The 14,421-nt window shown below is 61.9% G+C and carries 15 protein-coding genes; 1 reads left to right on the top strand and 14 read right to left on the bottom strand.

From position 1 onward, the window contains the following. The first annotated feature begins 12 nt into the window (after positions 1-12). Positions 13-741 (top strand): TerC family protein, encoded by a 729-nt coding sequence (locus G5306_RS07705; RefSeq protein ID WP_421236295.1) that lies wholly within the window; start codon positions 13-15, stop codon positions 739-741. A gap of 72 nt (positions 742-813) precedes the next feature. On the opposite strand, the gene G5306_RS07710 is transcribed toward G5306_RS07705, so the two are convergent. From G5306_RS07710 to G5306_RS07775, 14 genes are all read right to left on the bottom strand, one after another. Next, positions 814-1,302: an OmpA family protein gene (locus G5306_RS07710; protein ID WP_421209252.1), complete on the bottom strand. Its 489-nt coding sequence runs from the start codon at positions 1,300-1,302 to the stop codon at positions 814-816. Between the two features lie 25 nt (positions 1,303-1,327). Continuing rightward, positions 1,328-2,569: a diguanylate cyclase domain-containing protein gene (locus G5306_RS07715; protein WP_421209251.1), complete on the bottom strand. Its 1,242-nt coding sequence runs from the start codon at positions 2,567-2,569 to the stop codon at positions 1,328-1,330. Beyond that, positions 2,566-3,123: a YfiR family protein gene (locus tag G5306_RS07720; RefSeq protein ID WP_216978930.1), complete on the bottom strand. Its 558-nt coding sequence runs from the start codon at positions 3,121-3,123 to the stop codon at positions 2,566-2,568. The genes G5306_RS07715 and G5306_RS07720 overlap by 4 nt, the downstream gene beginning before the upstream one ends. A gap of 188 nt (positions 3,124-3,311) precedes the next feature. Then, positions 3,312-4,859: a transcriptional regulator TyrR gene (tyrR, locus tag G5306_RS07725; RefSeq protein WP_005333656.1), complete on the bottom strand. Its 1,548-nt coding sequence runs from the start codon at positions 4,857-4,859 to the stop codon at positions 3,312-3,314. A gap of 148 nt (positions 4,860-5,007) precedes the next feature. Then, on the bottom strand, positions 5,008-5,130 hold the full coding sequence (locus G5306_RS07730) for a 4a-hydroxytetrahydrobiopterin dehydratase (protein WP_370688904.1): 123 nt from the start codon (positions 5,128-5,130) through the stop codon (positions 5,008-5,010). Further along, positions 5,127-5,465, bottom strand: a complete 339-nt coding sequence (locus G5306_RS07735) for a 4a-hydroxytetrahydrobiopterin dehydratase (protein ID WP_421223905.1) — start codon at positions 5,463-5,465, stop codon at positions 5,127-5,129. The genes G5306_RS07730 and G5306_RS07735 overlap by 4 nt, the downstream gene beginning before the upstream one ends. Positions 5,466-5,522: 57 nt before the next feature. Then, on the bottom strand, positions 5,523-6,317 hold the full coding sequence (phhA, locus tag G5306_RS07740; RefSeq protein WP_421312680.1) for a phenylalanine 4-monooxygenase: 795 nt from the start codon (positions 6,315-6,317) through the stop codon (positions 5,523-5,525). Between the two features lie 153 nt (positions 6,318-6,470). Then, complete coding sequence (locus G5306_RS07745; protein ID WP_421312681.1) at positions 6,471-7,901, bottom strand: gamma-aminobutyraldehyde dehydrogenase; 1,431 nt, start codon at positions 7,899-7,901, stop codon at positions 6,471-6,473. Positions 7,902-7,930: 29 nt separating this feature from the next. After that, positions 7,931-8,758: an ABC transporter permease gene (locus G5306_RS07750; protein ID WP_421312682.1), complete on the bottom strand. Its 828-nt coding sequence runs from the start codon at positions 8,756-8,758 to the stop codon at positions 7,931-7,933. A 35-nt stretch (positions 8,759-8,793) separates the two neighbouring features. Then, complete coding sequence (locus G5306_RS07755; RefSeq protein ID WP_421312683.1) at positions 8,794-9,762, bottom strand: ABC transporter permease; 969 nt, start codon at positions 9,760-9,762, stop codon at positions 8,794-8,796. Beyond that, a complete protein-coding gene (locus G5306_RS07760; RefSeq protein ID WP_139407866.1) occupies positions 9,759-10,772 on the bottom strand; it encodes an ABC transporter ATP-binding protein in 1,014 nt (337 codons plus the stop codon). Before G5306_RS07760 ends, G5306_RS07755 begins: the two co-directional genes overlap by 4 nt. Before the next feature lie 143 nt (positions 10,773-10,915). Further along, positions 10,916-12,061 carry an ABC transporter substrate-binding protein gene (locus G5306_RS07765; RefSeq protein WP_421312684.1) on the bottom strand — a complete coding sequence of 382 codons (1,146 nt, stop codon included), beginning with the start codon at positions 12,059-12,061 and terminating at the stop codon, positions 10,916-10,918. Between the two features lie 197 nt (positions 12,062-12,258). Further along, entirely contained in the window at positions 12,259-13,182 is a 924-nt protein-coding gene (locus G5306_RS07770) for a LysR family transcriptional regulator (RefSeq protein ID WP_421236291.1), read from the bottom strand. A gap of 190 nt (positions 13,183-13,372) precedes the next feature. Beyond that, positions 13,373-14,404 (bottom strand): YcjF family protein, encoded by a 1,032-nt coding sequence (locus tag G5306_RS07775; protein WP_421312685.1) that lies wholly within the window; start codon positions 14,402-14,404, stop codon positions 13,373-13,375. Between the last annotated feature and the right edge of the window lie 17 nt (positions 14,405-14,421).

A 14,421-nucleotide genomic window follows, 5' to 3' on the forward strand; every position in this document is an offset into this window, starting at 1 on the left:
CAAGGTTCAATCATGCTGGAATGGGTTCTTGATCCCTCTGCCTGGGTCGCACTCGCCACCCTTACCCTGCTCGAGATCGTGCTGGGCATCGACAACATCATCTTTATCTCCATCCTGGTCGGTCGCCTGCCGGAGGCGCAGCGTCAAAAAGCGCGTATTCTGGGTCTGGGGCTCGCCATGGGTACCCGGATCCTGCTGCTGCTCTCGCTGGCCTGGGTGATGCGCCTCACCGATCCGCTCTTCACCGTGCTGGGTGAAGCCATCTCCGGCCGCGATCTGATCCTGCTGCTGGGGGGCCTGTTCCTCATCGGCAAGAGTGCTCACGAGATCCACGTCACCCTGGAAGGGGCGGCCGAGCCGGAGAGCATCAGCAAAGCGGCCTCGGGCTTTATCAGCACCCTGATCCAGATCGCCATCCTCGATATCGTGTTCAGCCTCGACTCGGTGATCACCGCAGTCGGTATGGCCGATCACGTGCCGGTGATGGTGCTGGCCATCATGATCGCCGTCTTCATCATGATGTTTGCCGCCAAATCCATCGGTGATTTCGTCGACAGCCACCCCACCATCAAGATGCTGGCCCTCTCCTTCCTCACCCTGGTCGGTTTCGCCCTGATGGCCGAGGGGATGGATCTGCACATACCGAAAGGCTACATCTACTTCGCCATGGCCTTCTCGCTGGTGGTGGAGATGATCAACATCCGCTTGCGCAAGCACAGCGAGGTCGACACAGGGAAGTAGTGTCGCCGGATCAAAAAGAGCGCCTCTCGGGGCGCTCTTTTGTTATGCACACGGCATGCTGCCGGATAGAGATCACTGGTTGGCAATCACAATGGCAACCCGGCGGTTTTCTGCTCGTCCGGCTGCGCTCTTGTTGTCCGCAACCGGGGCCGTCTCACCGCGGCCACGGATCTCAAGATTGGCGGGCATCATCCCCACCGAGATCAGCACATCTGCCACCGATTGGGCTCGTTTCAGAGAGAGCTGCTGGTTGTAGCTGCTCTCGCCGGTATTGTCGGTATGGCCATCCACCCTCGCCTTGTCGAGCCCGACCCCAAGCAGGGCCTTGCCCAGTTTTTCCACTATCAGCCGGGTCTGCGGATTGAGTTCACCCACATTGTTGGCAAACAGCACCCGGTTGGCCAGATCCAGTGTCCAGCCCTCATCGGTCAGATAGAAACCTTGCTCCTTCAATACTGCCAGCTGTTCCGGGGTCAACCCCCTGGGGGTGCTCTGACAACCCACCAGCAGAGAGAACAACAGGCCCAGCACGACAGCCTTGATGGAGAGGGATAGTTTCATTGTTATGACTCCTTTACACCTTGACTCACGCCGATTTGGCGGCCTCAACCTCCTCACGGCGTGTACGTTTTGCCAAATACATGGCTTTGTCTGCCAGCTCGCACAGCTCGCTGGCGCGGGTCCCGGGTTGATGGATGGCAAAACCGATGCTGATCCCTGCCACCAGTTGCTGTCCATCCCGCAATACCACAGGATCACTCATCGCCTGCTGAATGCGGTCGATCACCTCTTCCACATCCTGCCCCAGATGCACAGGTGTCAGCAGTATGGCGAACTCATCCCCCCCCAGCCGGCAGACCAGATCTCCGGGGCGCAGCTGATGCTGTACCCGCCGGGAGAGGGTCACCAGCACATCGTCACCGGCGTTGTGCCCCAGGGTGTCGTTAATCTGTTTGAAACGATCGCAATCGAGATAAAGCAGGGCGAACGGGGCCCCCCCCTCGCTTACCTCCCCAATGGCATGCTCGAGGCGAGCTTCGAATAACGCCCGGTTGGGCAACCCGGTCAACGCATCATGGGTCGCCTGGTGGAGCAGACTGGCGTTCTCCCGCGCCTGATGAGCCTGCCAGGCTTGCAGCTCATCCAGCAGGGCGTTGAAATCCTCTCCCAGTTCATTGAGCTCGACGATATCGGCCGGTGGCGCCCGCATCCCCAGAGTGCGTTGTCGACGCACCGAGTGGGCGACCTGTGCCAGTTGTCGCAGTGGCGAGGTGATCGCGACCTGCATCCGCCCGGCGACATAGAAGGCGCCCATCACACTCAACACCAGGCAAATCACCATCACCAGCAGCACCGAGAGCAAGAACAGCAACAGATACTCGCCATGACCGCGCAGCTCTATGGTGGCAATCAGCTCACCGCCCCGCAGCATGGGATAGGTGACCGGCCCCGGTAACAGCAGGCGGGCAAGATAATCTTCGACTGTGGCCAGCGGATTGCTGACGGGACGAACCCATTTAGCGAGCTGTTGACCATTGGCCAGCACGATACTGGCTTCGGCCACCTCCTCATGGGCGACAATACCGCCAAGCGCCTCGCTCGCTGCCTCTTCATCGTGGAACACCACCGCAGCCTCGGCGCTGTAGCTGATGGCGCGGGCCACCAGCTCCAGATTGTGATCGGCGTAGAAGCGTACTACCAGCAAAGCAACCAGGGTAAAGAAGAGTCCCGCCACGCTGACGGCCGTGATGGCGGCCACCAGATGGGTTCGCCCCAGGCTCTGACGTAGGGTCGGACGACGGGGATCCGCGCTGACCTGTCGTCTCATGGGACCCCCTTGTCGGCACGGGCCAGCTTGAGCACAGCGGGATGTACTCGTACGCCGCTCAGGGCCAGGGCATCGAGGTTCACTTTAAACCGCACTCGCACGCTGTCCGGCGAGGTCTGCAGGCAGAACACCGAGCTGGTGGAACAGTCGTGGTTGTATTCGCTGATGCTGAGCACTGAATGACCCTGCAAGCGCGCAAACAACGCAATCCGGGTCGGCTCGTCGACGACTCCGAGATAGAGCACATCGCAATTATCACTGATGGCCGGATCACTCGCGTCGTAGCGATTGACCTGCACGGCACGGCCATTGGCCTGACGATCGATGGTAAAGAGGGCTCCGGCATACTCCGTCGGCGCCGCCACACATAGGCGCAGCACCGCAGGCTCGGTGGGCCAGCGAGTGTAACTCAGGATATCGAGCACCAGCTCCCTGACCGCCGTCGCCCGGCTCTCTGCGGCCGTTTCCGCCAGCGCGTGAGGCAACAGCAGACCAAACCCTAACAGCAAGGGCGCCAGGCGAGCGGCGAAACGGGGAGAAAAGAGTAACAGCATGATCGGGAAGTGGCCGCCTTGACAACACCGCTGCAGTGGCATAGCGGTTCGGGTACATGTATCCAGATAGTAAGTTGGTGGACACTGGCCTGACAAGTCTCCCGAAGCCCTCCCGCCCGGAAGCCGTGTAAAGAAAACAGAGAGCCCGTCTGGTGACGGGCTCTCTGTTGGCTGGCATCCGGAACAACTTACTTCTTGCTGATGCCATATTCCCGCAGCTTGTTGGCGATGGCGGTATGCGACACACCCAGGCGTTTGGCCAGCTGACGGGTCGACGGGAAGGCGGGATAGAGCCGGGCCAGCAGCTGGCTCTCGAAGCGCTTCACCGCATCGTCGAGATTCCCCTCAAACCACTCGTCGATAAGCGGCATGGTATCGGCCGCCACCGGCAGGTCGATCTGCTCAGGCCCCAGCTCATCCCCTTCCAGCAGGGTCATGGCGCGGTAGAGACAGTTGCGCAGCTGACGCACGTTGCCCGGCCAGCGGTAGGCGGTCAGGTAGTCGGCCATGTTGCGGGTAAAGCGCGGACGGGGTCGCTGCAACTCGCTGGCAAAGCGGGAGACAAACTGCTGGGCCAGCACCATGATGTCTGCCTTGCGCTCGCGCAGGGGGGGCAGCGCCAGACTGAGCACGTTGAGGCGATAGTAGAGATCCTCGCGGAAGGTTCCTTCGTGCACCAGATCCAGCAACTGCTTCTGGGTAGTGCAGATGAAACGCACGTTGACCTTCACCTCCTGCTCGTCACCGACCCGGCGGAACACCCCATCCTGCAGCACCCGTAAAAACTTGGTCTGCAGATGGGGAGACATGTCGCCGATCTCGTCCAGCATCAGGGTGCCGCCGCTCGCCAGCTCCAGCACGCCGCGCTTGCCCTCGGTGTTGTTGCCAAATGCGCCGGGGGCATAACCAAACAGCTCGCTCTCGGCCACGTTATCGGGCATGGCGGCGCAGTTGAGGGCCATAAAGGGGTGGCTGGAGCGCAGGCTGGCCCCGTGACAGGCACGGGCCAGCAGCTCCTTGCCGGTGCCGGTCTCGCCGACGATCAGCAGCGGCGCGTCCTGCATCGCCAGTTTGCGCGCTTGCGACAGCACCTCTTTCATCTTGGGACTCTCGGCCTGCAGATGCTCGAAGCCCCCCACTTCCACCGCATGAAGCGCGCTGAAGTGCAGACCGACCCGACGGGCAGATTTGAGCACCACCACGGCCCCGGCCAGCGCCTGCTTGCCGCGGGCTTCTGCCACGAACAGCGGCATCAGATCTGCCAGATACTCTTCGCCATTGAAACTGAGCTTGCAGGTCTGCGGCTTGATCTCGCTCGCCTCCAGCCAGCGGGTGAAGGAGAACCCCTTGACCAGCGAACCGAGCGCCACCCCGCGCACCTCCTCCACCGGCAAGCCGAGGGTGGTGAGGGCAGACTGATTGGCCTGGGTCACCTTGCCCTTGCTGTCGAGAGAGAAGACCAGATCCGGCAGCGCCTTGAGCAGCGCCTCGATTTCGTGGTGCTCTCGCTCGGAAGGCATGTAAGGGATGGTCTTGACGTCGTAGACGCCGGGAATGCGGCGGATCTCCGGCATCAAATGCTGAAAATCACTGAACTCCAGCTCGGGAAAGTTGAGATAGATGATGCCTGAGGTATCGATTTCGATGCCGCGCAGATCGATATTGTGCTCCACCAGGCGGTCGAGCAGTTCCCGGGTCAGGCCCAGGCGGTCTTCACAGCTGACTTCAAGACGCATTCGGGACACACTTCCTAGCTAACTCTATGAATGAGCGGATAATACAGTCTCGATCCCCCCAGTGCGAGCGCCAGCCCATAAAAATGCGGGCCTGCCCCGCTTTCGCAGGCAGGCCCGGGTCAACCGATGACGCTGGTGTGGGGTGCGATTACCGAAGCAACTGATCGGTGCGCGCCGCCATGATGAAGTCGTTGCGATGCAAACCGCCGATCTTATGCATCCACCAGCTGACGATCACCATATCGCTCACTGGATGAGTGGTGGCGTTCACTTCAGCAGCTCATCCGTGCGTGCAGCCATGATGAAGTCGTTGCGGTGCAAGCCGCCGATCTTGTGGGTCCACCAGCTGACGGTCACCTTGCCCCACTCGGTCAGGATGGCCGGATGATGGAACTCTGCCTCCGCCAGCTCGCCCAGGCGGTTGGTAAACGCCAGTGCCTCCTTGAAGTTGCGAAACGTAAATTCCCGCCGCAGTTGCAGCGCCCCCCCCTCCACCAGCGGCTGCCAGTCGGGAATAAGCTGCATCAGCTCACGCAGCTCCTCATCGCTCACCTTGGGGGCATCGGCGCGACACGCTTCACACTGTTGGCTGGCCAGTTCGGACATGGGTTACTCCTGCTTGAATTAATGAAAAATTAATGAAATAGGGTTGTTTGCTTTTGGTCAGCTCGCCTGTTTGCCAGCGGGAACCTCAAAACGTGGCGGATAGAGGCCAAGACGACTGGCCTCGGCCAGAGCAGCCATGATCTCCTCCCCGGTCAGCTGGTAGAGATGCTCGAGACTCGGCAGCACAAAATAGGTGGGCTGCATGATGTCGATGCGATACGGGGTGCGCAGCACAGTCAGTAGATCGAAGGGTTGCAGCAGCGGTTTGCCACAGAGGGCATAGGCGGTCTCGCCGATGGAGGAGAGAATGCCGCCACCGTAGATACGCAGCCCGGCCGGCGTTGCCAAGAGGCCAAACTCCACGGTGAACCAGTAGAGCCGCGCCAGAAAAACCCGCTGCTCCTTGCTCGCCTGCTGCCCCAACTGACCGTATAGGTGGGTGAAGTGGGCAAAGGCCGGATTGGTCAGCATGGCGCAATGGCCGAAGATCTCGTGAAAGATATCGGGCTCTTGCAGGTAGTCGAGCTCGTCGCGGCGCCGGATAAAGGTCGCCACCGGAAACTGGCGATTGGCCAGCAGGGCGAAGAAGCGATCGAACGAGATAAGTGCAGGTACTGCCGCCACCGACCAGCCGGTCGCAGGCTGCAAGACGGCGTTGATCTCGGCCAGCTGGGGGATGCGATCACGGGGCAGCCCCAGCCTGTCGAGACCGGCCAGATATTCGTTACACCCCTTGCCATCGAGGGCGGCGAACTGGCGTTCGATCAGGCTCTGCCAGGTACCATGCTCCTCGTTGCTGTAGTGGATCACCCCGTCAGCATCCGGCTGGTGGGCGGTGTAAAAGGTTGCCATAGCGGTTCCATCCTCTGGCGCCACATCAGGCGCCTTGCCGTTTCATCACGGTTTCACTGTAACGAAATGGCAACAAAAAAAGCAGCCGACCCATGAGTCGGCTGCCGGAAACAGTTGTAAATAAATTGTGACAAATCCGCTAACCAATCCCCACTACAGCTTGACCATGATATGGCGCGGCACCGTGTAATCCTCCAGCGCATAGAGGGAGAGATCCTTGCCGTAGCCCGACATCTTCATGCCGCCGTGGGGCATCTCGGAGGTGAGCATGAAGTGGGTGTTGATCCAGGTGCAGCCATATTGCAAGTGGCTGGCCACCTTGCTGGCGAGGCTCAGATCTTTGGTCCAGACCGACGAGGCGAGGCCATAGTCCGAGTCGTTGGCCCACTGCACCACCTGCTCGGCATCGCTGAAACGGGTCACCGACACCACGGGGCCAAACACCTCGCGGCGCACGATCTCATCCTCCTGCCGGGCCCCGACAATCAGGGTCGGCTCGAAGAAGAAGCCGTTGCCGGGACGGATCTTGCCCCCCGCCGTCACCTCCACATGACCGCTGCTCTGGGCCCGCTCGACAAAGCTGGCGACCCGGTTGCGCTGTCTGTCCGAGATGAGCGGCCCCATCTCAACCCCCTCCTCGTACTGGCTGCCCACCTTGATGGAGGCCACCGCCTCGGTCATGGCGGCGACGAACTTGTCGTAGATCTTGCCCTGGGCATAGATACGGCAGGCGGCGGTGCAATCTTGCCCTGCATTGTAAAAACCGAAGGTGCGAATGCCCGCCACTACGGCCTCCAGATCCGCATCGTCGAAGATGATCACCGGTGCCTTGCCCCCCAGCTCAAGGTGGGTGCGCTTCATGGTGCGGGCGGCGCTCTGCAGGATCTTCTGGCCGGTGGCGATATCGCCGGTGAGCGACACCATCCGCACCAGCGGGTGCTCCACCAGCGGCGCCCCTACACTCTCGCCCCGCCCGCAGATGACGTTGATGACGCCGCGGGGGAAGATCTCGCTGGCCAGTTCGGCAAGCCGCAAAGCGGTGAGCGGGGTCTGCTCGGAGGGTTTGAGCACCACCGTATTGCCCGCCGCCAGCACCGGCGCCATCTTCCAGGCCGCCATCATCAGCGGGTAGTTCCAGGGGGCGATACTGCCCACAACACCAATGGGGTCGCGGCGGATCATGCTGGTGTGCCCCTCGAGATACTCCCCCGCCAGCGGCCCTTGCAGGCAGCGGGCCGCCCCGGCAAAGAAGCGGAAGCAGTCCACCACCGCGGGCAGCTCGTCGTTGAGCACAGCCAGATAGGGTTTGCCGCAGTTGAGGGATTCCAGCGCCGCAAACTCCTCGGCGTGGCGCTCGACGAGATCCGCCAGACGCAGCAGCAGGTTGCTGCGGCTTGCCGGGGTGGTGCGGCTCCACTGGGCGAAGGCGCGCTGGGCACCGTTCACCGCCCGGTTCACCTGTTCGAACGAGGCTTCGGGCACGGCGGCGATCTGTTCGCCGTTGGCCGGGTTGAGAATGGGTTCGGCCTGCCTCTCGCCGGTCACAAACTGGCCATCAATCAAGAGTTGGGTAGAGAGTTTCATGGTTGCATCCTTGCGCACGCGTTGAGTCATCATTTGCCACTGCCAGCGACATCATGGGTGTCGCGAGTAAGGTAGTAGGCAAGCAAAATGGGGATAGTGGTGAAGGCCACTATGATGAGGGCCACCACGTTGGTGACCGGCCTGTCTCGGGGACGGATCAGCTCCTGATACATCCAGATGGGCAGCGTGGTCTGCTGGCCCGCAGTGAAGGTAGTAACGATCACTTCGTCAAAACTCAGGGCAAAGGCCAGCATGCCCCCCGCCAGCAGCGCCGTGGCCAGATTGGGCAGGATCACGTAGCGCAGGGTCTGGAAGCCGTCGGCCCCGAGATCAATCGACGCCTCGATGAGGCTCTGGTTGGTGCGGCGAAAACGGGCCAGCGCATTGTTGTAGACCACCACCACACAGAAGGTGGCGTGGCCGATAACGATGGTCCAGAAGCTGAACGGGATCTCCATCAAGCCGTAGGCCGAGCGCAGCGCGATACCGGTGACGATACCGGGCAGCGCGATGGGCAGCACCAGCAAGAGCGACACCACCTCCTGACCGAAGAAGCGGCTGCGGGCAATGGCCCCTGCCGCCAAGGTGCCGAGGATCATGGCTGCCAGCGTCGCCAGCCCCGCGACCTCCAGCGACAGCTGGATGGCACGCCACACATCGGGGCGATTGAGGGTCACCTCGAACCACTTGAGGGTGAGCCCGGGGGGCGGAAACTGGTAACTCTTGCTCTCGCTGGTGAAGGCGTAGAGGAAGATAAACAGAATGGGAAAGTGCAGGAACAAGAGTCCACCGATGGCGGCGTACTTGAGCAGGCCCGAAGGGCGCTCTCCCTGACGGCTCACAGAGCTAGCTGACATGACGGCCTCCTTGCTGCCGGTTCAAAGCGATAGAGTCAAAGCGCATCAAAGGCTCCTAACCGTTTCGCAATCGCCAGATAGATGGCGATGATAAGGATCGGCACCAGCGAGAAGGCGGCGGCAAAGGGCAGATTGCCCGCCGTTCCCTGCTGCATGTAGACCACCTGACCGATATACATGGTCGAGTTGCCGATGATGCCGGGGATGATGTAATCACCGAGGGTCAGCGAGAAGGTGAAAATGGAGCCCGCCACCACACCAGGCAACGCCAGCGGCAGGATCAGGTTGCGAAAGGTCTGGGCGGGTGTCGCCCCCAGATCGCTGCTCGCCTCCAGCAGGGATCGCGGTATACGCTCCACCGCTGCCTGAATGGGCAGGATCATGAAGGGCAGCCAGACATAGACGAACACGATAAAGGTGCCGAGCCGCGAAAAAGAGAGCGACGGGCCACCTATCACCGGCAGGAAGAGGATGGCATCGAGCAGCCACTCCAGCCCCATGCTGTCGGCCAGCCAGCTCACTACCCCCTCCTTGGCCAAAATCAGCTTCCAGGCATAGACCCGCACCAGATAGCTGGACCAGAGCGGCAGCATGATCCCCACATAAAACAGCGCCCGGGTCTTGCCACTGGTGTAGCGTGCCATGTAGTAGGCAACCGGAAAACCGAGCAGGGCGCAGGCCAGGGTCACCAGCAACGACATGCCGACGGTGCGGCCGATCACATCCAGATTCTCCGGCCGCAGCAGGGCGACGAAGTTTTGCAGCCCCAGCTCGTGGCGCACCTGACCGCTGAACTCGTCCAGCCCGAACAGAGAGTTGGAGAGCAGCATCAGCAAGGAGCCGACATAGATGATGCCGAGCCACAGCAGCGGCGGCCCCAGCAGGATCGCCAGCAGCAGGCCGGGCCGACCATAGAGCAGGGTCGAGAGGCGCCGCAGCGGCCTGAAACGGGCAGGTTCGGGCTGATGGTTCATGGCAAGACTCGCACTGTGAGGGGCACTCATGGCTGCGCCCCCTGATGGGCGCCGCTCAGGCGATGGATGGCCTGCTCCGGCCAGCTGAGGCTGACCCTGCTGCCACGGGCCAGACGGGCCTGCCCCTCATTGGGGTGGTTGACGATGATCTCGAGCTGCTCCCCGAGATCAACCCGATAACGGACGAAGGGACCCAGATACTCCACCTCGCGGATCTCCCCCGACCAGCCCGGCGTGCCCGCCTCAGCGAGCCGGATCCGCTCCGGGCGCACCATCATCTGGCTGCCGTCGCCGCACAGCCGTCTGGCCTGCTCCCCTTCGAACAGATTGACGGTGCCAACGAAGCGGGCCACAAACGGCGTCGCCGGAGCATCGTAGATGGTATCTGGCGCAGCGATCTGCTCGATCTTGCCCTGGCTGAAGATGCAGATCCGGTCGCTCATGGAGAGCGCCTCCTGCTGATCGTGGGTGACGAAGATAAAGGTGATGCCCAGCTGGCGTTGCAACGCCTTGAGCTCAAGCTGCATCTGCTCGCGCAGTTTAAGATCGAGGGCCCCCAGCGGCTCATCCAGCAGCAGGATGCGTGGCTGGTTGATGAGGGCTCTGGCGATGGCGATGCGCTGGCGCTGGCCGCCGGAGAGCTGGCTCGGGCGGCGCTTGCCGACCCCGGGCAGTCGCACCAGCTCCAGCATCTCGTCCACCTTGCGGTAACGCTGTGCCTTGGCGACCCCCTTAAGCATCAGGCCATAGCCGATGTTGTCGCGCACATCCATGTTGGGAAACAGGGCATAGTCCTGAAACACGGTATTGAGGTTGCGATCGTAGGGGGGCACGGTGGAGCAGGGCTCGCCGAACAGGCGGATCTCCCCGTCGCTCGGGTACTCGAAGCCCGCGATCATCCGCAGGCAAGTGGTCTTGCCGGAACCGCTCGGCCCCAGCAGGGTAAAGAATTCCCCGGAGGGGATCTGGAAAGAGATGTCGTCGACCGCCTTCACCTCGCCATAGTGGCGACTGACCCGGTCAAATTGTACGGCGTTCATGGGGCGTCCTTGTCTGTGCTGGGATGGGCCGGACTCCTGTCCGGCCCGCTTGATTATCCGCTCTCGGCAGTCGTGCAGAGGAGGCGCAGCGCCCCTGCCGTTGGCAAGGTGGCAACGGTTCCGACCACCTTGCTCACCCCGCCTTAGCGGCCGCCCAGAATGGCGATATAGTCGGAAACCCAGCGGTAATAGGGCACGCAAGTTCCCTGGCTCTTGCACTGGGAGACCGGAGTGCGCCAGAAGCGAACCCGATCGAAGTTGTCGATACCGTTGGTTTTGCACCCGGTCGGGCCCAGCAGGGCATTGCCCTCACAGGCGGCAGGTACCACAGGCACCGAGCCAAACCAGGCGGCGAGATCCCCCTGCAGCTTGTTGCTCAGGGAGTGCTCCAGCCACTTGTAAGCGCAGGTGAGGTTCTTGGCATCGCTGTGCACCATGCTGGTATCGGCCCAACCGGTCACTCCCTCTTTCGGCACAGTGGTGGCGATGGGTTGCTTGTCGGCAATCAGGGCATTGGCCTGGAACGGCCAGGAACCTGACGCGACCACCCCTTCGTTCTTGAAGTCATCGATCTGGACGAAAGCATCATGCCAGTAGCGTCCCACCAGCTGGCGCTGCTTGCGCAGCAGATCGAGGGAGGCCTTGTACTGATCCTCGTTCAGCTCGTAAGGATCCTTGATGCCCAGGGCAGGCTGATGGGTCATCAGATAGAGGGCGGCATCGGCGATGTGGATCGGGCCGTCAAAGGCCTGCACCCGCCCCTTGTTGGACTTGCCATCCGCCATGGTCTGTTCCTCGAATACCACGTTCCAGGAGTCCGGTGCCTTGGGGAACACCTTGGTGTTGTACATCAGGATATTGCCGCCCCACTGGTAGGGCACGCCGTAGTGCTTGCCATCCACAGTGTGCCAGGGGGCATTTTGCAGCCGGGGATCAATCTTGCTGTAGCTCGGGATGAGCGCCAGATTGAGCGCCTGCACCTTGCCACCGGCAATCAGACGCAAGCTGGCATCGCCGGAGGCGGTCACCAGATCGAAGCCCCCCTCGTTCATCAAAGCTACCATCTCGTCCGAGGTGGCCGCCGTTTTGACGTTCACCTTGCAGCCGGTCTCTTTCTCAAATCCGGTCACCCAGTCGTAGTTCTTGTCGGTCTCACCACGTTCGACGTAGCCAGCCCAGGCCACAATATTGAGCTGGCCTTCACCCTTGCCGAGCTCGGTCGGGGCAGCCTGGGTCTGGCCTGCCAGCAGCGCCGGAACAAGAGCCAGCATCAGAGGGGTCAATTTCATCATGCACTCCTTGCATTGTGTTGACTTGCATCAGGTGAGGGAACGCCGCCATGGGCGTTAACATCCTGTTAACCAGAAATGAGCTTAGGGGAGTGGCAATACGATGAATATTTCAATTTTTGGTGGCTCAGGTATCAGCTAAATCGATATCGAGTGCAGATGAATCTGATTTTTGGTGGCTACCCCGCAAAAGATGGCTAGCGAGGGAGCGCCTGACGGGCCCGCAACCGGCTCTGATCCCGCGCAATATCGATAAATTCCCGCGCCGTCCAATCCAGCCGAGAACCACGGCGCCACACCAGCCCGATATCGATGGCGGGAATGGGCTCCTTGATGGGGCGCGCCTCGACCCGCTCCTGCTCCAGCGACCAGGGGCGATAGGCAAAATCGGGCAGCAGGGCGACCCCGAGCTGGCTGGCGACCAGACTGCGCACTGCCTCCACCGACGCGGTGCGCAGCACGATGCGGGGGGAGATGCCATAGCGGCGCAGGCCGCCACCGATGATCTGATCGAGCTGATCGGCGGTCAGCGAGATCATCGGCTCCTCCCCCAGCGCGGTGAGCGAGAGGGTCGACTCGGCGCAGAGCGGGTGGTTGGCGGCCAGCCAGAGCCGCAGCGGCGAACGGGTCAGCAATTCGGTATCAAACGCCTCTTGCCGGATGGTGCGGTTGGTCATCAGGATCCCCACATCCACCTCGCCGTTGACGATCTGGTGCTCCAGAAAAGGCTGTTCATCCTCCTTCACCTCGATCTGTACCGCCGGAAAGGCGCGGCGAAAACGGCCGAGCGCCTCTGAGAGGTAGTAACCCGCCACCAAGGTGGTCACGCCGACGGTGAGTCGCCCCTGATCCTGCTGGGCCACCGCTTTGAGTGAGTGGCTCGCCTCGGTCATGGCGCCGAGAATACGGCGGGCGTGGAGCAAAAACTGGTGGCCCTGAGTGGTGAGGGTGACGCCGCGCGGATTGCGCTCGAATAGCGGGGCACCGAGCTCGGTCTCCAGCTCGCGAATGGCGCTGGTGACCGCCGACTGGGAGATGTGCAGCTCGGCGGCGGCACGACTCACTGAGAAGCTGTCGGCCACGGCCACAAAATAACGGATCTGGCGAAAGGTAAAGTTCATCGGGCATCCTTGCCGATTGGTACGATGAGTGTGATTGGTAAGATTGACTGCCAGCTTAACCGTAAACGGGCGCCTCGCCAAAACCGGGCACTGCTGCCAACTCAATGATCTGCCGATTAAAACCATGCCCCTGCGGCTTGGCGAGCACGACAGGGGCATGGGTCATCGCAGCAAGGTGCAGACATGGCTATCAGGATTTGTTGAGATACCCCGCCAACTGGCCGATCAGCCGCTTGCGCAGCTCGCCCAGTTTCGGCTTCTCGTCCGCACACCAGGGCAGCGGGCGGCACGCCTCTATGGTGCGCAGACCAAGGCGAGCGGTGAGCAGCCCGGCCCCCACCCCCTGCGCGGCACGGGCAGAGAGCTTGGCGGTAAGCTCGGCGCCCAGCAAGTCCATCCCCACCTCGGTCACCAGCTCGGTGGCACCGGCGTAGAGCATGTTGCGAAACACCTGACGGATGAGGCGTATGCGGCTCCAGTAGCCGAGCTCGATGGCATAGACATCGGCGATATCCTCGATCATCCGCAGGTTGCGCCACAACATCAGCATCATGTCGACGGTGGCGAGCGGACTGAGCGCCACCAGCACCGCGGCCTCCCCCGACCATTTGGCCACCCGCGCCTGTGCCAGCTTGTCGCGCTCGGCGAGCACCAGCTGGCTATAGAGGGTCAGCACCTCCCGATCACTGTGGCTCTCGTCGAGCTGGGCCAGCCAGGTTTGATACCCTTCGCGCCCCTTGTCGCCACTTTTGACCGCCAACCCTTCGCAAAAGGCCTGCCCCTGTCCGACTCCCTGATGAGCAAGCAGATCTTCTGCTCGCGAGCGTACATCCTGACGCCGCTTGAGGGTCCGCAGTCGCAGCCACTCGCGCCCCACCACGCTGGCGGTCCCCGCCGCCACCAGCACCGAGGCCGCCAGCCAGGCGCTGCCCCAGAGCGGGGTGGTGAGGAATTGATCGTAAAGAAAGGCGCCATACTGGCCCAACGAGAGCAGACCGACTGCCCCCAGCCCCCACGCCAGCAGCCGATGACGGCGACGCGGTTTGATGACGAGGGCGCTCTCCACCTCGGTGAACTCGTCCAGCTCGTCGAGGCGCTCGAAGCTCGCCTCCTCCAGCCGTTGGGCCGGAGCGGGCGGTCGCTCGTCACTGGCCACCGTCAAGGCTGGCTCAAGGATCACCTTGCCCTGCAGCGGTGGCCGCTCTTTTATCTGATCGTTCATCGCCTTATTCTCCTGAA

The organism is Aeromonas sp. 603404, from assembly GCF_049171775.1.
Taxonomy (GTDB): domain Bacteria; phylum Pseudomonadota; class Gammaproteobacteria; order Enterobacterales; family Aeromonadaceae; genus Aeromonas; species Aeromonas veronii_A.